The sequence below is a fragment of the Mesorhizobium sp. P3_A2 genome (assembly GCF_056403115.1).
The window spans coordinates 178850-198436 of record NZ_JBFUGC010000001.1 but is presented as its reverse complement, the minus strand read 5'-3'; the positions used below and the strand labels follow the sequence as shown (position 1 = coordinate 198436).

The following is a 19587-nucleotide window of genomic DNA, read 5'->3' as shown; positions in this document are numbered from 1 at the left end:
GTCGTGGCGCGCTATTTCCCGGACTATCCGGCGCTCTACGCGCGAAAGGGCTGGACGATGTTTTCCTCCATCGACCGCGTCTATGACGCATCCCGGGCGAGGGACAGGCTGGGCTTCGTCTGCAAGACAAGCTCTGCTAACGTGCTGACGGCGCTGGCCGAGGAATCAAGCTGACCGTCAGGCGTGTGAGGCTACCCGGGCGAGCTCGCCTGTCAGATCACCATAGCCGGTCGAACGGCGCTCATAGGCGAGGCCGAGCAGTTTGGCGGCTTTCTCGGCGACCTTGTCGAGCTCCGGATCCTCGGTCTGGGCGATGTAGACGAGCTTCTCATAGTTGCCGAAATAGTCCCGGATCAGCTCCGGATGTTTGTCGAGGCCGAGCGGCTTCATGAAGAAGGCATCGAACTGACGGCACAGGAAATCGGTCATGTAGAACGACATCATGTCGTCGTCGGCGACCTTCGCGTACGCATCCATGCCCTGGTAGAAGGCAAAGCAGTGCGGGCCGGCCATGCGCTCGACGCCGTGCTTCTCCAGCACCCGGTCGAGCAGGCCGCCGGTGCCACAATCGGCATAGCCAACGAAGATATGCTCATAGCCTTCCGCCTTGGCCTTTTCGATTGCCTTGTCCATCGCAGGCGCGATGCGGTCGGGATAGAAATGGAACTCCGCCGGCAGGCAGGTGAGGTCGAGATGGTCGAGCTTGAGCTGCTCCTTGACGGCCAAAACTTCGCGCGCAATCATCCCGCAGGCGATGACCAGCAGCCTGTCGTCTTGATTCGGTTTCGTTTTTTGTTTCCTGGCCATGGAACCCGGTCTAAGCGGCCTTCGTTGCTGTGGGGCGAATCTATCGAGAGAGGGATAAACCGTCCATGAAACTGTTACGCGTTGCGCCGATTGCAATCCTTGCCTGCGCCCTGGCGCTTACGGCCTGCGCCAACACCGTCCGCGGCGTCGGCCGGGATCTCAAATCGACTGCGAAAGCCATCGACGACACCGTCACCAAACCCTGACGCCGCTATCCGTTCCAATAGCTGGGAACAAAAAAGCCGCGCTGCAAGGCGCGGCTTTCGATTGTTGGCCAGACACCTTGCTGAAAAGATCAGGCTGAAGCGCGCACGTTGTGCTTGCGCTTCATGAAGTCCTTGGCGGTCTCGACCGCCACCGCCGCGTCGCGGCAATAGGCGTCGGCGCCGACGGCCTTGCCGAATTCCTCGTTGAGCGGCGCACCACCGACCAGCACGACATAGTCGTCGCGAATGCCCTTTTCCTTCATCGTGTCGATGACGACCTTCATATAGGGCATGGTCGTGGTCAAAAGCGCCGACATGCCGATGATGTCGGGCTGATGCTGCTCGATGGCGTCGAGGTATTTCTCGACCGCATTGTTGATGCCGAGGTCGATGACGTCGAAGCCGGCGCCTTCCATCATCATGCCGACAAGGTTCTTGCCGATGTCGTGAATGTCGCCCTTGACGGTGCCGATGACCATCTTGCCCTGCTTGGGCGCGCCGGTGGCGGCGAGCAGCGGGCGCAGGATGAACATGCCGGCCTTCATGGCGTTGGCCGACAGCAGCACTTCGGGAACGAACAGGATGCCATCGCGGAAGTCCTCGCCGACGATGCGCATGCCCTCGACCAGCGCCTCGGTCAGCACCTTGTAGGGCGCCCAGCCGCGCTCGAGCAGGATGTTGGTGCCTTCCTCGATCTCTTCCTTCAGCCCGTCATAGAGATCGTCGTGCATCTGCTGCACCAACTCGTCGTCGGAAAGCTCGGAGAGGATGATCTCGTCGTCGGACATTTTTCTCAGGCTCCTTGCCGCGCGGGATGAGATCGCGGCGGCTCAAATTTATCGCGTCAATACCTAACCCGGCGGGGGCGTGTATCCATAGCTGATTTGCGACTTCCCGCAAAAGGAAAGCGACCGGAAATCTATTGGAATTCTTGTCGATTTTGCGACAGGCGTTGGCGCTGGCGGGCCGTTTCGAATAGGGTGCATGGCTACGATCCGGGCGAGAAGCTGCGATATGCGGCCGCAAACGGTTTTTAGGGAAAACGATCATGAGTGAGAACGCGTCAGTCGACCAGGAAGCGTCCAATGCGCGACGCGGGCGTGCGGCCAGCGGCGGCGCGGCGGCAAGGCGCGCGGCGCGCTCGGGCGGTGGACCGGGCACGCAGCTCACGTACATCAAGCGCAAGATCAACATCTATGAGGTCCTCAACGAGGAAGGCCTGGCGATTATCGAAAACAACACCGATACGGTGCTGGAAGAGATCGGCATCATCTTTCGCGACGACGCCGAAGCGCTGCAGCTGTGGAAAGAGGCCGGCGCCGACGTCAAGGGCGAGCGCGTGCATTTTCCCAAGGGTCTCTGCCGTTCGCTGCTCAAGACCGCGCCGCCCATCTACACCCAGCATGCGCGCAATGCCGAGCGTTCGGTGCAGATCGGCGGCAACGCCACCGTCTTCGCGCCCGTCTACGGCCCGCCCTTCGTGCGCGATCTCGACGGCGTCAGGCGCTACGCAACGATCGAGGATTTCCAGAATTTCGTGAAGCTCGCCTACATGGCGCCATCCATCCACCATTCGGGCGGCACGGTGTGCGAGCCGGTCGACGTGCCGGTCAACAAGCGCCATCTCGACATGGTATATTCGCACATAAAGTATTCCGACAAGCCGTTCATGGGGTCGGTGACGGCGCCGGAGCGGGCCGAAGACACGGTCGCCATGGCCAAGATCGTGTTCGGCGACGATTTCGTCGAACACAACACCGTGCTGACCAGCCTGATCAACGCCAACTCGCCGATGGTGTTCGACGAAACCATGCTGGGTGCGCTGAAAGTCTACTCGCGCCACAACCAGGCCTGCATCGTCACGCCGTTCATCCTTGCCGGCGCGATGAGCCCGGTGACGGTTGCCGGTACGCTGACGCAGGTTCTGGCCGAGGTGCTGGCCGGTGCGTCGTTCACGCAGCTGATCCGGCCCGGCGCGCCGGTGCTGTTCGGCACCTTCGCCTCGTCGATCTCGATGCAGTCGGGCGCACCGACCTTCGGCACGCCAGAACCGTCGCTGGTGTCCTATGGTGCTGCACAGCTGGCCCGCCGTCTTGGCCTGCCGTTCCGCACCGGCGGCTCGCTCTGCGCCTCCAAGGTTCCGGACGCACAAGCAGCCTATGAGAGCGCCAACACGCTGAACTCGACCATTCTGGCCGGCACCAATTTTGTGCTGCATTCGGCTGGCTGGCTCGAAGGCGGACTGGCGTCCTGCTACGAAAAATTCATGATGGATATCGACCAGCTCGGCATGCAGCAGAAGTTCGCCGAGGGTGTCGACCTGTCGGAAAATGGCCAGGCGATGGACGCCATCCGCCAGGTTGGCCCGGGCAGCCACTATCTCGGCTGCGACCACACGCAGGCGAATTTCCAGACCGCCTTCTACCGTTCCAGCATAGCCGACAACAATTCCTACGAGCAGTGGCTGGCCGAGGGCGAAAAGACCGCACCTCAGCGCGCCAATGAGCTCGCCCGCCGCTGGCTGGAGAGCTACGAGGCGCCGTATCTCGATCCGGGCATCGACGACGGGCTGAAGGACTACATCGCGACGAAGAAGGCGTCGATGGCTGACGCCTTCACTTGAAAGGAGCCCGAGTCAGGCGGGGCTAAAGTCGCCAACATCATCCACAAGGAAGTCTGGCGGAGCGCTTTCTCCGACCCGGACCAGAAGGGATGATTGTGCGCGGCACCGCTGACGAGATAGCGGCCGCGCTTTCCGCCAACGGCCTCATCCTGCGCGGCTGCGTCACATTCGCCGAAGGCGAGGAGGCACCCTCTGGCCTGTCAGGTGCTTCCGCCAAAACAGCCATTTTGGTCGGGCAGGCGGGTGCCGAGCCGTGGCCGCATTTCCTGCGTTGGCGCGAACGGCAACCGCAGGCCATTGCCAATCCGCTCGACACCTGGTCGCGCGAGGTGATCGGCGCGGTGGCGGAAACATTCGGCGTCCGGGCGGTTTCTCCGTCGGACAAGCCGTATCTGCCGTTCCAGCAATGGGCGATGCGGGCTGAAGGGCTAAAGCCGTCACCGCTCGGCATTCTCATGCATCCGAAATACGGGCTCTGGCATGCCTATCGCGGCGCGCTGCTGTTCGAGGACGAGATCTCGGTCGAGGCGTCTCAGGCATCGATTCACCTCTGCGATACATGTGTCGCAAAACCCTGCATGAAATCCTGTCCGGTCGACGCTTATTCGAAGGATGGCTTTGCCTATCAATCATGCGTCGCGCATGTGCAGGGAGCGAATGGTTCGCCCTGTCGGACCGGCGGCTGCCTCGACCGCAACGCCTGTCCCTATGGCACGGCCTATCGCTATCCCGCTGACGTACAGGCCTTTCACATGGCGGCATTCGCGCGCTGAGTTTCCGTTCCTGCGGCCGAGCGATACGGATTTGTGAACGCGGCGGGCCTTCGATTGACTTGCCCAGCCGTCTGTCCCGGATATGTATCGCGCGACACTCAAACGGAGCGAGCCATGGGCAAGCAGGACATCGAGATCAAGACCGCGGACGGCTTGGCCAAAGCAGGGCTGTTTCGCCCGGTTGGCCCAGCGAAGGCCGGCGTGATCCTCTATATGGACGCGTTCGGGCCGCGTCCGGTGCTCGACGTGATGGCCGAGCGGCTCGCCGGACATGGCTATGCCGTGCTGGTGCCGGACCTGTTCTACCGCAATGCGCCCTATGGTCCGTTCGACGCCAAGACGGCTTTTGCCGTCGAAGAGACGAAGGTGGCGCTGATGGCGCTGGTCACCGGCACGACGCAAGACATGACCATCCGCGACAGCGGCGCCTTCCTCGACGCGCTGGCATCGGAAGGCATTAATGGACCGGTTGGTGTCGTCGGCTATTGCATGGGCGGCGGCCGGGCTCTGAATGCTGCGGCCACCTATCCCGATCGCATCGTCGCCGCGGCGAGCTTCCACGGCGGCAATCTGGCGAGCGAGGCTCCCGACAGCCCGCACCGCAAGGCGGCCTCGATCAAGGCGCGCGTCTATGTCGGTACCGCCGGCGTCGACCGCAGCTTTCCGCCGGAGCAGTCGGCGCGACTGGCCGAAGCGCTGAGGGTGGCCGAGGTCGACCACGTCATCGAGAATTATATCGGCGTTGGTCATGGCTGGTGCGTACCGGACCACGGCGTCTACGATGAAGCGGGCGCCGAGCGCCACTGGAAGCGGCTGCTGGCGTTCTTTGCCGAAACGCTGGCTTGACTTCTTGCCGTTGGTGGCCTGCTAGAACACCGCAGGTCGAGCGGGAACGAACAGCCTGATGCAATCCTATGATGTCGTGGTGATCGGCGCCGGTGCGGCCGGAATGATGTGCGCCATCGAGGCAAGCAAGCGCGGCCGCTCGGTTCTGGTGCTCGATCACGCGGCAAAGCCCGGCGAGAAGATCCGCATCTCGGGCGGTGGGCGCTGCAATTTCACCAACATCCATACCAGCCCGAAGAATTTTCTCTCCGGCAATCCGCATTTCTGCATCTCGGCGCTCAGCCGCTACACGCAGCGCGACTTCATCGCACTCGTCGAACGCCATGGCATCGCCTATCACGAGAAGACGCTGGGGCAGCTGTTTTGCGATGGCTCTGCGCGCCAGATCATCGACATGCTGGTTTCCGAAATGCAGGACCGGGGTGCGGAACTAGCGGTGTCGACCGAGGTGAGGGACGTCAGCCGGACCGCGGAAGGGTTCACCCTGAGCCTCTCCAGCGGCACCGTCGCCTGCCAATCGCTGGTCGTGGCTTGTGGCGGCAAGTCGATCCCCAAGATGGGCGCGTCGGGTTTTGGCTACGAGTTGGCGGCACAGTTCGGCCTGGCTGTGGTGGAAACCCGCCCGGCGCTGGTGCCGCTGACCTTCGACGCAAGAACGCTCGAACGGCTTGCGCCCCTGGCGGGCAACGCCGTCGACGCCGACGTCGCTTGCGGCAAGACGCGGTTTTCGGAGGCGATGCTGTTCACGCATCGCGGCTTGAGCGGGCCGTCCATTCTGCAGATATCGTCCTATTGGCGCGAGGGCGATGAGATCCGCATCGCCATGCTGCCTGGAATGGATGTGGCCGAACTGCTTCGCGGCGCCCGGCGCGTCAATGGCAGGCAAGCGGTGCAGACGGTGCTGGCAAACCATCTGCCCAAGCGCCTGGCACAAGCGGTCGCCGAGCGCAGCGGCATCGACGGCAATCTCGCTGATTTGACGGACCTGCAGATGAAAACCGTCGACTCCGCAGTCAATGACTGGCGCATCAAGCCGGCCGGTTCGGAGGGCTACCGCACCGCCGAAGTGACGCTTGGCGGCGTCGATACCAATGGGCTCGACCAGAAGACGATGCAGGCGAAATCGGTGCCGGGACTGTTTTTCATCGGCGAAGTCGTCGATGTCACGGGCTGGCTTGGCGGCTACAATTTCCAGTGGGCGTGGTCGTCCGGCTGGGTGGCAGGACAAGCCGTCTAGCCTCAAAAAGCGCCTGCCTGAAAAAAATCTTTCCATAACCCCAAGGATTGGCCATTAGCCTTCGTCCAACGGGCAAATGATGGCGATGATGCTGGACGAAAGCGAAGCCTCCGACGCCGAATTGATCGGGCGGGCGAAGGGCGGAGACAGGGGTGCCTTCGGCAAATTGCTGGAGCGGCACTACGACTTCGTCTATCGCGCCGCCTATCGCTGGTGCGGAAAAAAGGCCGATGCCGAAGACATTGCCCAGGAAGTTTGCGTCCGGCTCGGTAAGGCCATCCGCGACTATCGCGGCGGCGGCGCGTTCACGACATGGCTTTATTCCGTGACGATGAATGCGGCGCGCGACATGATGCGCAAGACCACGCGCGAAAACGTCAAGACCGAGGCCTACGGTGCCTACAGCATGATATCGGGAGAGGCCTCGGCCGAGCCCGAAGATCCCACTGAGGCGCTCTGGGCAGCGGTGCGGCAATTGCCGGACAAGCAGCGCGATGCAGTACTTCTGGTCTATGGCGAAGGTTTGAGCCATGCGGCCGCCGCCGAGGCGATGGCAATCTCGGAGACGACGGTTTCCTGGCACATCCATGAAGCGAAGAAACGGCTGAAGACGTTGATGCGTTCAGCCGGGGAAGTGTGACCATGGTCGACGACAACGAACTCAACAGGCTGCGCGATGCAGCAGTACCGGCGCCGGCCGAGAGCGCGAAGGCACGCGCCTTCGAAGCCGCCATGCGCGCCTATGATCAAGAAAATATTTCGGCCGTCACCCAAGGATCGGTTGGCGGGCTTCGTCTCACAGAGCGAGCACAAAAGCTCTGGAGCGAGATCATGCAAAAGAAACTCATTGCCACGCCGGCCATTGCCGGGCTCGTCGCCCTGCCGATCGCCGGATACGCCACCTTCCACATGCTGAGGGAACAGCCGTCGCCGTTCGGCGGCGACGAGAAGATCACCGAAACGCTGGCCGACAAACCGGCAACCAGTGGGCCGGCGATCAACGCACCGGGAAAAGACAAGCAGGCGCCCGAAGGCGACCTGAAGAAGGCCGATGCCAACGCCGAGGTGCGAAGCCGCGACGTCACCGATGCGCTTGTTACGCCGACCGCGCCCCCGAAGACCGGGTCGAGTCCGATCGCTGGTCTTGGAGGCAAAGCGTTGCCGAAGACCCAGGCACCGGCGACGGTGAACGAATCCGAGTACGGCACTTTGCAGACTTCCCAGCAGGCGCCCGAGCCTGCGCCAAGCACCGAGGCCGCAAAGTCGGGTGGCAGAGTTGTTATGGGATTTTCACCAGCTGCGCCAGCGGCAGATGCCGCGCGGGCAAGCCGTGTCCAGGGGACCGCCGAATCCAAGCTGGTGGCGCCGCAGCAGCCTTCGACGATGCCGGCCGACCAGATTGCGCCGCAGGAGGAAAACCGCGACCGCGTCGAGGATTTCAAAACCAATCCGGTGCATGCAGCCCTTCAGGATCCGGTCTCGACCTTCTCGATCGACGTCGACACCGCTTCCTATTCCTTCGTGCGCGGCTCGCTGAAGCAGGGCTACCTGCCACAGGCCGACACGGTGCGCGTCGAGGAGATGGTCAATTACTTCCCCTATGACTGGAAGGGTCCGGATTCGGCCTCGACGCCCTTCAACTCGACCGTCAGCGTCATGCCGACGCCGTGGAACGGACACACCAAGCTGATGCACGTCGCCATCAAGGGTTTCGACGTCAAGCCGGTCGAGCAGCCCAAGGCCAATCTGGTGTTCCTGATCGACGTGTCGGGTTCGATGGACGAGCCGGACAAGCTGCCGCTGCTCAAGTCGGCTTTCCGGCTGCTGGTCAGCAAGCTGAAGGCGGACGACACCATCTCGATCGTCACTTATGCCGGTGATGCCGGCACGGTGCTGATGCCGACCAAGGTTACCGAGAAGGACAAGATCCTCAATGCCATCGACAATCTGACGCCCGGCGGGTCGACGGCCGGCGAGGCAGGCATCAAGGAAGCCTACAAGCTTGCCCAGCAGTCCTTCGTCAAGGACGGGATCAACCGTGTGATGTTGGCCACAGACGGCGACTTCAATGTCGGCCAGACTGATGACGAGGATCTGAAGCGATTGATCGAGCAGGAGCGCAAGACGGGCGTCTTCCTGTCGGTGTTCGGCTTCGGACGCGGCAATCTGAACGACCAGATGATGCAGACCATCGCCCAGAACGGCAACGGCACCGCCGCCTATATCGACACGCTGGCCGAGGCCGAGAAGGTTCTGGTCGAGGATGCTTCCTCGACGCTGTTCACCATCGCCAAGGACGTCAAGATCCAGGTTGAGTTCAATCCAAACAAGGTGTCGGAATACCGGCTGATCGGCTATGAGACCCGCGCGTTGAACCGCGAGGACTTCAACAATGATCGCGTCGATGCCGGCGATATAGGCTCGGGCCATTCGGTCACCGCCATCTACGAGATCACGCCGAAGGGCAGTGGCGGCGAGCAGATGGATCCGCTGCGCTACGGCCAGGCAACGGTCAACAATGGCGGTGTGGCCAATGCCGACGAATATGCTTTCGTGAAGATCCGCTACAAGCTGCCGAACGAAGACGTCTCGAAGCTGATCACCACGCCGGTGACGTCGGCAAACGAGGTCGAGTCCTTCGACCAGGCCAGCACCGACCAGCGCTTCTCCGTCGCTGTCGCCGCCTTCGGCCAGAAGCTGCGCGACGAGGATGCGACCGCGAAGTTCGGTTACGACAAGATCATGGAGATTGCCACCGCCGCCCGAGGAGCCGACCCGTTTGGGTACAGGTCCGAGTTCCTTTCGCTTGTGCGCCTTGCCTCGGCGCTGGGCGGTAACCGGTAGTGGCAATACAGCCGGTTCCTTTCAGACGGGGGTCGTTCTGATACGGGGGAACCGGCTACGGGCGGGTGAGGCAGGCCGGCGAGGGAAACCTTGCCGGCCTTTTTTCGGGCCTGGCGATATTCAGGTGAGGTGCGCCTCGACCAAAGGGGTGCCGGATCGTTAAATTGTGCGGCAATTCCGGAACGGGATCGCAATTTCCTCTTGTTACGAAGAGCTAATACAGGGCTTTGGGGGCCGAATTGCAGATCAGAGACAGTGCGACTTCGATGCCGGCGGCAAGGGACGTTCAGTCGACCGCTTCGCAGCCGCATTCGGCGGAATCTCGGCGGATCATGAATGACGTGGCCGCGGCCAGGACCACGGCGATGTCGGCGCTGAACAACGACCGCTTCCGCGTCATGCTTGAGCAGATCACCGATCCCGGCGCATCGGGTACGCTGATGACCATGGGCGGCGATACCGGCAGCACCAGCACGGATTTCAAGACGGCGCTGTCGCGCTACGCTGAAAACAGCGAATAATTCCAGATCGATATCAGGCTCGGCTGCGGCGACGTTCGCGGCGGGCTTCGCTGGTCTCGGCGGTGTTTTCCGTCGCCACCTTGTTGCGCATCGGCCCGATGCGCTCGACGATCGTCTCGACGGTTGGGCGTTCGGATTTGGTGTGCGCGTCGAGCGCCTTGCGCATGGCGGCAAGGTGCTGGAACGAGGTGCCGCAGCAGCCGCCGACAATCCTGGCGCCGGCATCGACCGCCAGCCTGACATAGTCTGCCATCAGTTCCGGCGTGCCGGAATAGTGGATCTCGGTGCCGCGGAATTCCGGGATGCCGCAATTGCCCTTGACGATGACCGTAGCCTCCGGCTTGGCCTCGGTCATGTCGAGCAGCGACGCCAGGATGTCGGAGGCGCCGACACCGCAATTGGCGCCGACGCCGAGCGGATTTTGCGACAGCCCGTCGACGACGCCATGGATATCCCTGGGCAACAGACCCATCATGGTGCGGCCGGCGGTGTCGAACGACCCGGTATAGGTGTAGGGCAGGCCGACGCGGATGGCGGCTTCGGCGGCGGCGCGGATTTCGTCCGGCGCTGACATGGTCTCGATCCAGGCGACTTCAGCGCCGCCTTCCTTCAGACCCTCGATCTGTTCGGCGAAGGCCTCGACCGCTTCGTCATAGGTCATGGCGCCGAGCGGCACCAGCAACTCGCCGGTCGGGCCGACCGAGCCGGCGACAATGACTTTCCTGCCGGCCTTGTCGGCGACAGCGCGGGCGATCTCGGCGGCGCGCTTGTTCAGCGCATGGACGCGGTCCTGCGCATGGTGCAGCTTGAGCCGATGGCGGGTGCCGCCGAAGGAGTTGGTGAGGATGATGTCGGCGCCGGCATCGACGAAATTCTGGTGCAGGCTGGTGATGGTGTCAGGCGCCGTCTCGTTGAGCAGTTCGGGCGCTTCGCCGGCCTCCAGACCCATCGCGAACAGATTGGTGCCGGTGGCGCCGTCGGCCAGCAGCACGCCCTTTTCGGCCAGCAATGCGTCGATGGGATTGGTCGCGGTCATCGGATCGGCTTTCAAATCTTTGAATGGAATAAGGATATAAAGAAGTCTTTATGTCCAGTCAATGTGTTTGCGGCCCGTGGTCGCCGCGCTGCGAACCTTTCCGGGGCGTTGACGATCAGGCAGAACCCGACGGGAACGACGCGCCGGCCAGATTGCGCGCGAAGGCGGCTGCTTCGTGCGGGTTGACGTCGGCGGCGCGGATCAGATTGTCGAAATGGCGGGTCAGCGCCTGCACTGGCTGGGTGGCATTCAGCACCACATACATGTCGCCGACATAGATGGCGGCGCGGTAGGGACCGAAGATGGTCAGCGGGATCGAGTAGCGCATGCGGCCGTCATAGAGAAACAGGCGGAAGGTCGGGTAGAGATCGTCAAGCAGCGTCGCCATATGGGCGAGCTGCTGCCGCCGGTCTGCCTCGGGAAAACGATCCCAGACGCCGAGGCCGCGGGCAAAAATCTCCAGCGTGTGGCGCGGCATGCAGACCTCCATATCGGTCTCCGGGCGCCTGTTGTACTCGATGCGGTACTGGGTCTCGCTGGCCTGCGCCAGACGGCTGCGGTTGGTGATGTTGGCTTCGTAATCGACCAGCTGGCGTGTGCGCAGGAGGTCGGGAATGCCGGCCGGCACATAGCGGATCTTGGTGCCCGCGGCTTCCGCAAACCATTTGGCCAAGAGCGTGCGGTCGAAACCGTCGGGCGCCTCCTCGATCTCCAGGCTTTCGCGAATTTCGCCGGTGACGCCTTCGTCCTGGCTCAGCCCAAGCAGCCAATCCAGAGACACTTTGAATTCGGCGGCGATGTTGAGCAGCGTTTCGGCGCGCGGCAGCCGCGTCGAAGCGCCGGACATCAGTTGCGACAGCGCCGACCGATCGATGCCGACTGCTGACGCGAAGGCCGACTGGTTGAGGTCGGATCGTGTCAGGAGCAGCTTCAGACGCTCCCGAAAGATGGCTGACAGGTCCCGTTTGTCCACTGTTCGTCCTCCGCGCTCTTTGAGGAAAAATTTGCGCCAGAGCCGTCGAATCAGGGCTCCAGGCGTAAATGAATCCCTAAGGCTGTTTACAATGTGTAACATGTGCAGTCAAAAATGCGCAATAGCAACATTTTGTACACTTTGTCTCGTTGAGTGGAATCACTTCTCCTGACACTATGCTGTCAGGAACCAATTGGGGTTCCGGCGACTGAAGGACAGTGGTCGATAGCATGGCAGGCAAGAGCATCAAGCGACGCAACGCAGCGGCCATCGAATGGCCGACCGTGGTCCTCGCTTTCTTCTGTTACGGAACATGGCTTGCTGTAGGTCTGCTGTTCTGGCCCTCTTATCCGATCCTGGCTCTCATTCTCCTCGGCTTCATCCTGGCCCTGCAGTCGTCAATCATGCACGAAGTGCTGCATGGCCATCCGACGCGTAGCGCGCTGATCAATGAAGCCTTCGTCTTCCTTCCGATCGGCCTGGTCTGGCCGTTCCGTCGCTTCAAGACGCTTCACTTGCGCCACCACGCCGACGAGCGACTGACCGATCCGCTCGACGATCCCGAGAGCTATTACCAGGCGCTGTGGATGCATGACGATCTGCCGCCGACGATGAAATTCCTGCTCAAGATCAACAACACCATGGTCGGCCGTTTCTTTCTCGGCCCCTGGCTGTCCTGCATCGGTTTCTTCATCGACGACGCCAAGCACATGATTGCCGGCGACAAGGTGATCGGCAAGGCATGGCTGCTGCATGCGATCGGTCTCGCCATCGTGCTGCCGGTCGTGCAGTTCGGCTTCGGCATCCCCGTATGGCTCTACATTCTGGTGCCGGTCTGGCTCGGCCAGTCGCTGATCGCTGTCCGCACCTTCGCCGAGCATCAGTGGTCCGAGCATCCTGAGGGGCGCACGGTGATCATCGAGCGCTCGCCGCTGTCGTTCCTTTTCCTCAACAACAATCTGCACTTCGTCCATCACAAGACCCCGACGGTGGCCTGGTACAAGCTGCCGAAGCTGTTTCGCGACCGCCGCGACGAGTGGCTGCGGATGAACAATGGCTATGCCTACCCGAATTATTTTGCGCTGATCAAAGCCTACGCCTTCAAGGCCAAGGAGCCGATCGTGCACCCGGTGCTGCGCCGCCAGGCCGAGCCGGGCAGGGCGTTCAAGCCGCGCGTCAGGGCGCGCAGCATCAGCGGGCTCGGCAGCGCGCCGGTTCCCGCCGAGCCGCCCAAGGAATAATCCGGGGCATCCCAGGACCCGTGTCGGCCAATTCTGATTGGACGCCGCGTTTTTGCGATCCTTTCCTGAGACATGATGATTGAGTGTCGGCATGAGTGACTTGGTTGCGGCTTTGCCGATGTATGACTGGCCCGAAGTGCGCGACGAGGTCGATGCACAATGGGCCGGGTTGCGCGAGACTTTCAGGCAAAAGGGCATCGATGCGCCGCAGACAATCGTGCGCCGCAATGGTGACCTGCCGCCGGTGCCGGGCGGCATCCACGACGCCGAGGGCAGACTGATCGCGCCCGATCCGGCAACGCTGCCGCCGAACGAACTCGACCATCACCAGCTTTGGCTGCATCCGGCGCTGCTGTTCGCGCAGACCTGCTGGGGGCCGATGGAGCTTGGCCTGTCCAAACAGGTGCAGGTGGTCGGACAGCCGAGCTACGACGCCTTTGAGGGCGGACAAGGCGAGCTCTATTCGAGCGCGCTGGTGATGCGGATAGGCGAGGGGCCACAGGTTCGGTCGCCTGCGGATGGCAAAACCTTGCTGCCGCTCGATCTCATGCGTGGCAAGCGCTTCACCTTCAACAGTCTCGATTCGATGTCGGGCGTCATTGCGCTGACGCGCGACCTGCAAGCGGCCGGCGAAAGTCTCGATATCTTTTCGTCGCGCAGCGAGAGTGGCGGCCATCGCGGTTCGATCGTCGCGGTTGCCGAGGGCAAGGCGGATATCGCCGCGATCGACTGCGAGAGCTGGGCGCTGGCGCAGCGTTTCGAGCCAGCGGCACGCAAGGTCGCTGTTGTCGGCTGGACGGCACGGCGCAAAGGCCTGCCCTACATCACCGCCAGGACGACGCCGGAGAAGACCGTCAAAGCAATGCGCGAAGCCCTCGCCAGCCTAGCTGAGCAGCCTCGCATCCAACGGGTAGGTTGAAAGCTGCTCATTGCCGGTTTCGGTGATCAGGATCTGCTCCTCGATCTTGACGCCCTCGCGCCCCCCGAGCCTTCCGATATAGCTTTCCACGCACAGCACCATGCCCGGTTCCAGCACACCGTCCGGCGTGTCCGGCGTCCAGTCGCTGGCATGCGGCAGCGTCGGGTATTCGTCGGCCAGACCAACGCCGTGATAGAGCACGCCGTAACGCGTCGGAAAGCAGTCTCCCGGCGGCACCACGGAGCGTTCGACGAGGTCGCGGAAGGAAATGCCCGGCTGCATCAATTGCGTGTTGTGGGCGATCTGGTCGGCCGCGATCCGGAAGAGGTCACGCTGCTCGTTCGATGGCCTTTCGTCGCCGCAAAGGAAGGTGCGTGAGAGATCGGCGCAGAAGCCGTAGGGGCCGATCAGGTCGGTGTCGAAGGCGACGAGGTCACCTGCTTCGATAACGCGTGACGAGCATTCCTGGAACCATGGATTGGTGCGCGGCCCCGACGCGAGCAGCCGGGTTTCGATCCATTCGCCGCCGCGCGCAATGTTGCCGCGATGCAGCTCGGCCCAGAGTTCGTTTTCGGAAATGCCCGGCTTCAGCGCCGCTTCCATCTCGCCCATCGCCGCCTCGCAGGCGACGATGGCGCGGCGCATGGCGAGGATCTCGTCGGGCGACTTGATCAGCCGCGCATTTTCCATCACCGCTTCGCCATTGCCGATGGCAATGCCGAGCCGGGCGAGTTCCTCGACGCCTTCGGGATTGATGTGGTCGACGGCGATGCGGCTGTTGCCGCCGCCATGTTGCCTGACCAGATCGGCGATGCCGGCCGCCCAGCGGCGGACTTTCTGCTCGGTCAGCTCGCCGCCATAGAGATACATCCACGACACTGCCGGCCGCACCTCGTCGACGACGCCGGAATGGTCGGAGAGATGCTCGCAGGAGAAATAGTCGAACAGCACCACCGGTCCCTCGGTGGCGACGAAGCAGTGGCGGGTCGGGTTGTGCGCGACCCACAGCTGCATGTTGGTCGAATCGGTGGCGTAGCGGATGTTGACGGGGTCGTAGAGCAGGGCGCCGGCATAGCCGCGGCGCTTCAGCTCAGCGCGGATGCGCTTGAGCCGGTATTTACGCATCGCCGGCAGGTCGGGTGCTGCGATGCCTGCCGCTTGCCATTCGGATTCAGCCAGCGCGCCATAGCCCAGCACGTGCTGGTTCAGCGAAGCCGCCTTCTGGCGCGAGGCGTCGCGCAAGGCCTCGACCGAGCCCGGCTCGAACGGCATGATCTTGCGGTGACGACCGAACCCTTGCTTCTCCACCCGAGGCCTCCCTGCCGACGCTATTGTGGTGTTGCGCCTGCCGCGGCCGTTACCTTCTTCAGGTGCGTGACCGTCACTAAGCGGGTTGGCGGGTCGCTGCCGAACAGCTGCGGCACAGCAAGCTGCTGCGGCGGTCCATCTGCCACATAGCCAGCCTGATCCAGGAGCTCGAGGACGGCGTCGACATCTTCCTTGTCATTCGTCGTGACAAGCACTGCCGGCTCTTTCAGCAGCTGGCTGAAGTCCGGCAATTCTTCATCGAGGACGATGAGATCGGGATCGATAAGACGCAGATTTCCCAACCAGTGCCAGCTCGATACCGTTGTGCGGATCGGTCCGTTTGCCGTCAGCTGAGCGTAAAGCGCCGTGTAGTCCATGCGCACGATGCTGCCGCGGCTGTCACCGCCATAAAGATGCGCATACCAGGTCAATGGCAACACTAGGATGGCAAGCGTGGCGCCGACAAAGACGGCGATGTCCTGCACCTTTCTGCCGCGGTCTCCCCTGGCGTCCATGTGTATGGCCAGTGCTGTGGGCAGCAGCACGAGTATGGGAAGCATCCAGCGATCGCGAAACTGCGTTGCGCCGCTCGCAAGGACGAGCACGAGGGTGATGGCAAAGGCAAAAGCGATGGTGCGCCATACCAGCTTTTCGGCCCATGGCGGCGGTTGCAGGGCTGGCGCCGGTCTGTTCCTTGCGATGAGAAAAGCCACCGCGAATATGCCGGCCGGCAGCCCGGCGAAATTCAGCATCGCCCTGCCGAGTCCCCATACTCCAGTGAGCGCGTTCTGGATCACACCATTTTCCCTGGCCATGCCGAAGCCGCCGGCGTGCGACAGCAGCTGGTCGGTGTGAGTCAGGCTCCAGTAGAGTGTCGGCAGGCAAAGCAGCACAGCCAGCGCGACACTAATCAAAAACTGGCGATTCAGCACGACGCTGCGTGTTTCGCGCAGCGAAAGCGTCGACAGGATCAGCGCGGCGAGAAAAATCACATTGTTGTATTTCGACAGGATCGCGGCAGCGATAGCCACACCGAAAAGCACATAACCCAAGAGCGATCGCCGCTGCACCAGTTCGACGAGCGCAAGAAACAGCACCACTGAAAAACAGAAGGCGGCAATCGAGTGGGTGAGGGCATGCTGCATCTCCCACACCATCTGCGGAAACAACAACAGGCCGAACATAGCGGCGGCGCCAGCCCGGCTGGAATAGCCGAGACGGCGCACTGCGATGAAAGCCGACGCCAGCGCCACGCCGATCAAAAGATACTTCACGATCTTGAGCGCGAGTATATTCGTCCCGACGACGCCGGCGACGAGGCGGGCAAGCCACGTATAGAGAGGCGGCTGCGAGCCGCCATAGCCGGCCCAGAGGTAATGCATGTACATCAGCTGTTCGGAATCGTCGACGCCGACGCCGGTTCCCACGATGTGGGACAACAGCGTCATCACCACGATCTGGACAAGGCAATAGACCGCGAGAGAGACCAGCGCGGCGTTGAAAGGACCGGCCTTGCCTTCGCACAGCCAGTCCGTCCATTTCTCTAGATACTGCAAGGGGATCGTCTTCTCATCGAGGGAAAAGCCTGTGGCCACCGCCGATGCCCCTTACACGATCTCACACACGCTGTCGCCTTTTTAGGCTCGCATCTTCTCGCCGCTCGGATCGAAGGGCGCCTCGACATTGATGCGGGCGGAACGCCGATGGCCGAGGATCTCGATCTCGAACAGGCCGGCACTTTCGTCCTCGGCCAGCGCTGCCGGCACATAGCCTTGAGCCATCGACTTCTGCACGGAATGCGCATAGCCGCCCGAGGTGACCCAGCCGACCACGCGCCAGTCGCCATCGACGATACCGCGCACGGCCGAAGCCCCCTCGGCAGCCTTTGAGCCACGGACTTCCTTGCCCGCCGTGTCGAAGCGCGGCGCGCCATAGCCATGCGGCTTTTCAACCGTGCCATAGTCCTTGCTGACCTTGGCCCAGATCGGCTCGTCGCCCATCACATCCGCATCGGTCGCATCGACGATAAACGAGACGCGGCGCAGCTTCGGCCCTTCCGCCTGTTCCTTGGCGGCGGCCTCGCGGCCGATGAAGTCGTTCTTCTCGAGCTTGATGAAGCGGTCCATCGAGCCTTCGAACGGCCCGTAGATCGGGCGTAGCTCGCGGAACCAGGTTGGGAAGTTCTTTTCCAGGCGCATGGAGAGCAAAGCGCGCATGCCGAAATCGACCAGGCCGAACTCCTCGCCGGCGTCCTTGATGGCCTTGTAGACCAGACGCTGATAGGCCGGCGCCATCCAGATCTCGTAGCCGAGATCGCCGGTATAGGTGATGCGGTTGACCATGCAGGGCGCGCCGCCGACCGCCATTTCGCGGAAATCCATGAAGCGGAAAGCCTTGGTCGAAATGTCGACATCGACCAGCTTCTGCAGCAGGTCGCGCGATTTCGGACCAGCGATGGAGAGACCGACCAGCGTCTGGTCGAAGCGGTGGATGCGCACCGACCCATCCCTAGGCAGATGCTTTTCGAACCAGCGCATATGGTATTTCTGCGCTGCCGATGAACCCCAGATCATGAAGCGGTCCTCGCTGGCCTTGGCGATGGTGAAGTCGCCGATCAGCTTGCCGAATTCGTTGATCATCGGCGTCAGCACGATGCGGCCGATCTTCGGCATGCGGTTGGTCATCAGCCGGTTGAGGAAATCCTCAGCCGCAGGTCCCGACACTTCGTATTTGGCGAAGTTGGCGATTTCGGTGACGCCGACCTTCTCACGCGTGGCACGGACTTCCTCGCCGATAGGGCCGAAATCGTTGGAGCGGTGGAAGGAGACGATGTCCTTCGGCTCCTTGCCCTTTGGAGCAAACCACAACGGGGTTTCGAGGCCCCAGCTGTCGCCCATGACGGCGTTGTTGGCCAGCATGGTGTCATAGAGCGGCGTCGTCTGCGCCGGGCGAGCCGCCGGCAGCTCTTCATTGGGGAAGCGGATGGAGAAGCGGCGCGAATAATTTTCGCGCACCTTGGCGTTGGTGTAGCGCAGGCCGGCCCACTCGCCGAAGCGGGCGACATCCATGCCCCAGACGTCGAAACCCGGATCGCCATGCACCATCCAGTTGGACAGTGCGAGGCCGACGCCGCCGCCCTGGCTGAAGCCGGCCATGACGGCGCAGGCGCACCAGAAATTGGTCAGGCCTTGCACCGGGCCGACCAGCGGATTGCCGTCGAGCGCGAAGGTGAAGGGGCCGTTGATGATCTGCTTGATGCCGGCCTTTTCGATGCCGGGGAAATGCTTGAAGCCGATTTCCAGCGACGGCGCGATGCGGTCGAGATCCGGCGGCAGCAGTTCGTGGCCGAAGTCCCACGGCGTGTTGACCGGCGACCACGGCTTGCAGGCCTTTTCATAGGTACCGAGCAGGATGCCGTTGCGTTCCTGGCGGGTGTAGATCTCGCCCTTGAAGTCGAGCACGCCGATCATCTCGCGGCCGGTCGACTTGTTGAACTCCTCGACCTCCGGCATCGGCTCGGTGAGCAGGTACATATGCTCCATCGCCAGCACCGGCAGTTCGACGCCGACCATGCGGCCGATCTCGCGCGCCCACAGGCCGCCGCAATTGACGACATGCTCGGCATGCACCGTGCCCTGCTCGGTGACGACGTTCCAGGTGCCATCAGGTTGCTGCGTCAGATCAACAACGCGGTTGCGCAGCACGATCTCGGCGCCGAGTTTCTTGGCCGCCTTGGAGTAGGCGATGGTGGTGCCGGAGGGGTCGAGATGGCCTTCGACCGGATCCCACATGGCGCCGACAAAATTGGTCTCGTCCATCAGCGGAAACATCGCCTTGGCTTCGGAGGGTGTGATCAGCTCGGTGTCCATGCCGAGATAGCGGCCCTTGGCGTGGGCCAGGCGAAGAAAATCCATGCGCTCGGGCGTATCGGCCATCATCACGCCGCCGGTCAGATGCAGCGAGCAGGACTGGCCGGAAATCTCCTCGATCTCCTTGTAGAGCTGGACTGTGTAAGCCTGGAGCTTGGCGACATTGGGATCGCCGTTCAGCGTGTGGAAGCCACCCGCCGCATGCCAGGACGAACCGGAGGTCAGCTCCGAACGCTCGATCAGCATGATGTCGGTCCAGCCGGCCTTGGCCAGATGGTAGAGAACCGAGCAGCCAACGACGCCGCCGCCAATGACAACCGCTTTGACGTGAGATTTCATAAAGGTAGATCCGTTTTTGCGTAGATTGAATCAGGTGTTGGCCAG

Annotated in this window: 18 protein-coding genes; 11 read left to right on the top strand and 7 right to left on the bottom strand. The window is 62.4% G+C overall.

Annotated features, from left to right (window positions below; genetic code table 11):
* Positions 1 to 3: 3 nt before the first annotated feature.
* Complete coding sequence (locus AC1DXM_RS00915) at positions 4 to 174, top strand: hypothetical protein (protein WP_477231341.1); 171 nt, start codon at positions 4 to 6, stop codon at positions 172 to 174.
* Between the two features lie 3 nt (positions 175 to 177).
* On the opposite strand, the gene AC1DXM_RS00910 is transcribed toward AC1DXM_RS00915, so the two are convergent.
* The gene (locus tag AC1DXM_RS00910) at positions 178 to 807 is read right to left on the bottom strand and encodes a DUF1638 domain-containing protein (RefSeq protein WP_477231340.1); all 630 of its coding nucleotides are present in this window, start codon (positions 805 to 807) and stop codon (positions 178 to 180) included.
* A gap of 65 nt (positions 808 to 872) precedes the next feature.
* Here AC1DXM_RS00910 and AC1DXM_RS00905 point away from each other — a divergent pair, with 65 nt between their 5' ends.
* Entirely contained in the window at positions 873 to 1013 is a 141-nt protein-coding gene (locus tag AC1DXM_RS00905; RefSeq protein WP_112565267.1) for an entericidin A/B family lipoprotein, read from the top strand.
* 89 nt (positions 1014 to 1102) lie between these two features.
* Here the strand turns inward: AC1DXM_RS00905 and AC1DXM_RS00900 are convergent, their stop codons facing one another.
* Positions 1103 to 1801, bottom strand: coding sequence for a corrinoid protein (locus tag AC1DXM_RS00900; RefSeq protein WP_013531175.1), 699 nt, complete (start codon positions 1799 to 1801; stop codon positions 1103 to 1105).
* A 260-nt stretch (positions 1802 to 2061) separates the two neighbouring features.
* Here AC1DXM_RS00900 and AC1DXM_RS00895 point away from each other — a divergent pair, with 260 nt between their 5' ends.
* The 7 genes from AC1DXM_RS00895 to AC1DXM_RS00865 all read left to right on the top strand — a co-directional run bounded on the left by AC1DXM_RS00895 (position 2062) and on the right by AC1DXM_RS00865 (position 9857).
* Positions 2062 to 3636 (top strand): trimethylamine methyltransferase family protein, encoded by a 1575-nt coding sequence (locus AC1DXM_RS00895; protein WP_477231339.1) that lies wholly within the window; start codon positions 2062 to 2064, stop codon positions 3634 to 3636.
* Positions 3637 to 3725: 89 nt separating this feature from the next.
* Entirely contained in the window at positions 3726 to 4409 is a 684-nt protein-coding gene (locus AC1DXM_RS00890) for a hypothetical protein (RefSeq protein WP_477231338.1), read from the top strand.
* Between the two features lie 114 nt (positions 4410 to 4523).
* Positions 4524 to 5255 carry a dienelactone hydrolase family protein gene (locus AC1DXM_RS00885; protein WP_477231337.1) on the top strand — a complete coding sequence of 244 codons (732 nt, stop codon included), beginning with the start codon at positions 4524 to 4526 and terminating at the stop codon, positions 5253 to 5255.
* Positions 5256 to 5313: 58 nt separating this feature from the next.
* Complete coding sequence (locus AC1DXM_RS00880; protein WP_477231336.1) at positions 5314 to 6492, top strand: BaiN/RdsA family NAD(P)/FAD-dependent oxidoreductase; 1179 nt, start codon at positions 5314 to 5316, stop codon at positions 6490 to 6492.
* 79 nt (positions 6493 to 6571) lie between these two features.
* A complete protein-coding gene (locus tag AC1DXM_RS00875; protein WP_112565450.1) occupies positions 6572 to 7132 on the top strand; it encodes an RNA polymerase sigma factor in 561 nt (186 codons plus the stop codon).
* Between the two features lie 2 nt (positions 7133 to 7134).
* Positions 7135 to 9336, top strand: a complete 2202-nt coding sequence (locus tag AC1DXM_RS00870; protein WP_477231335.1) for a vWA domain-containing protein — start codon at positions 7135 to 7137, stop codon at positions 9334 to 9336.
* Between the two features lie 332 nt (positions 9337 to 9668).
* Positions 9669 to 9857 (top strand): hypothetical protein, encoded by a 189-nt coding sequence (locus AC1DXM_RS00865; protein ID WP_477231334.1) that lies wholly within the window; start codon positions 9669 to 9671, stop codon positions 9855 to 9857.
* A 13-nt stretch (positions 9858 to 9870) separates the two neighbouring features.
* Here AC1DXM_RS00865 and bmt read toward each other — a convergent pair whose 3' ends face one another.
* Both bmt and AC1DXM_RS00855 read right to left on the bottom strand, forming a co-directional pair.
* On the bottom strand, positions 9871 to 10893 hold the full coding sequence (bmt, locus tag AC1DXM_RS00860) for a betaine--homocysteine S-methyltransferase (RefSeq protein WP_477231333.1): 1023 nt from the start codon (positions 10891 to 10893) through the stop codon (positions 9871 to 9873).
* A 115-nt stretch (positions 10894 to 11008) separates the two neighbouring features.
* Positions 11009 to 11866, bottom strand: a complete 858-nt coding sequence (locus tag AC1DXM_RS00855) for a helix-turn-helix domain-containing protein (protein WP_203278444.1) — start codon at positions 11864 to 11866, stop codon at positions 11009 to 11011.
* A 230-nt stretch (positions 11867 to 12096) separates the two neighbouring features.
* Here AC1DXM_RS00855 and AC1DXM_RS00850 point away from each other — a divergent pair, with 230 nt between their 5' ends.
* Together AC1DXM_RS00850 and AC1DXM_RS00845 are read left to right on the top strand one after the other, a co-directional pair.
* A complete protein-coding gene (locus tag AC1DXM_RS00850) occupies positions 12097 to 13107 on the top strand; it encodes a fatty acid desaturase (protein WP_192257504.1) in 1011 nt (336 codons plus the stop codon).
* A 91-nt stretch (positions 13108 to 13198) separates the two neighbouring features.
* Positions 13199 to 14026 carry a phosphate/phosphite/phosphonate ABC transporter substrate-binding protein gene (locus AC1DXM_RS00845; RefSeq protein WP_477231332.1) on the top strand — a complete coding sequence of 276 codons (828 nt, stop codon included), beginning with the start codon at positions 13199 to 13201 and terminating at the stop codon, positions 14024 to 14026.
* On the opposite strand, the gene AC1DXM_RS00840 is transcribed toward AC1DXM_RS00845, so the two are convergent.
* From AC1DXM_RS00840 to AC1DXM_RS00830, 3 genes are all read right to left on the bottom strand, one after another.
* Positions 13991 to 15298, bottom strand: coding sequence for a M24 family metallopeptidase (locus AC1DXM_RS00840; RefSeq protein WP_477231941.1), 1308 nt, complete (start codon positions 15296 to 15298; stop codon positions 13991 to 13993). The genes AC1DXM_RS00845 and AC1DXM_RS00840 overlap by 36 nt on opposite strands.
* A gap of 56 nt (positions 15299 to 15354) precedes the next feature.
* Positions 15355 to 16782, bottom strand: coding sequence for an ArnT family glycosyltransferase (locus tag AC1DXM_RS00835; RefSeq protein WP_477231940.1), 1428 nt, complete (start codon positions 16780 to 16782; stop codon positions 15355 to 15357).
* Positions 16783 to 16971: 189 nt separating this feature from the next.
* A complete protein-coding gene (locus AC1DXM_RS00830; RefSeq protein WP_477231331.1) occupies positions 16972 to 19542 on the bottom strand; it encodes a GcvT family protein in 2571 nt (856 codons plus the stop codon).
* Between the last annotated feature and the right edge of the window lie 45 nt (positions 19543 to 19587).

Excerpts from the sequence above, each read along its gene's own strand:
- AC1DXM_RS00875 (WP_112565450.1), top strand. The coding sequence starts at position 6,572 with ATGGCGATGATGCTGGACGAAAGCGAAGCCTCCGACGCCGAATTGATC.
- bmt (WP_477231333.1), bottom strand. The coding sequence starts at position 10,893 with ATGACCGCGACCAATCCCATCGACGCATTGCTGGCCGAAAAGGGCGTG.
- AC1DXM_RS00900 (WP_013531175.1), bottom strand. The coding sequence starts at position 1,801 with ATGTCCGACGACGAGATCATCCTCTCCGAGCTTTCCGACGACGAGTTG.
- AC1DXM_RS00910 (WP_477231340.1), bottom strand. The coding sequence starts at position 807 with ATGGCCAGGAAACAAAAAACGAAACCGAATCAAGACGACAGGCTGCTG.
- AC1DXM_RS00850 (WP_192257504.1), top strand. The coding sequence starts at position 12,097 with ATGGCAGGCAAGAGCATCAAGCGACGCAACGCAGCGGCCATCGAATGG.
- AC1DXM_RS00835 (WP_477231940.1), bottom strand. The coding sequence starts at position 16,782 with ATGACGCTGTTGTCCCACATCGTGGGAACCGGCGTCGGCGTCGACGAT.
- AC1DXM_RS00895 (WP_477231339.1), top strand. The coding sequence starts at position 2,062 with ATGAGTGAGAACGCGTCAGTCGACCAGGAAGCGTCCAATGCGCGACGC.
- AC1DXM_RS00885 (WP_477231337.1), top strand. The coding sequence starts at position 4,524 with ATGGGCAAGCAGGACATCGAGATCAAGACCGCGGACGGCTTGGCCAAA.
- AC1DXM_RS00865 (WP_477231334.1), top strand. The coding sequence starts at position 9,669 with ATGAATGACGTGGCCGCGGCCAGGACCACGGCGATGTCGGCGCTGAAC.
- AC1DXM_RS00845 (WP_477231332.1), top strand. The coding sequence starts at position 13,199 with ATGAGTGACTTGGTTGCGGCTTTGCCGATGTATGACTGGCCCGAAGTG.
- AC1DXM_RS00905 (WP_112565267.1), top strand. The coding sequence starts at position 873 with ATGAAACTGTTACGCGTTGCGCCGATTGCAATCCTTGCCTGCGCCCTG.
- AC1DXM_RS00880 (WP_477231336.1), top strand. The coding sequence starts at position 5,314 with ATGCAATCCTATGATGTCGTGGTGATCGGCGCCGGTGCGGCCGGAATG.
- AC1DXM_RS00830 (WP_477231331.1), bottom strand. The coding sequence starts at position 19,542 with ATGAAATCTCACGTCAAAGCGGTTGTCATTGGCGGCGGCGTCGTTGGC.
- AC1DXM_RS00870 (WP_477231335.1), top strand. The coding sequence starts at position 7,135 with ATGGTCGACGACAACGAACTCAACAGGCTGCGCGATGCAGCAGTACCG.
- AC1DXM_RS00840 (WP_477231941.1), bottom strand. The coding sequence starts at position 15,298 with ATGCCGTTCGAGCCGGGCTCGGTCGAGGCCTTGCGCGACGCCTCGCGC.
- AC1DXM_RS00890 (WP_477231338.1), top strand. The coding sequence starts at position 3,726 with ATGATTGTGCGCGGCACCGCTGACGAGATAGCGGCCGCGCTTTCCGCC.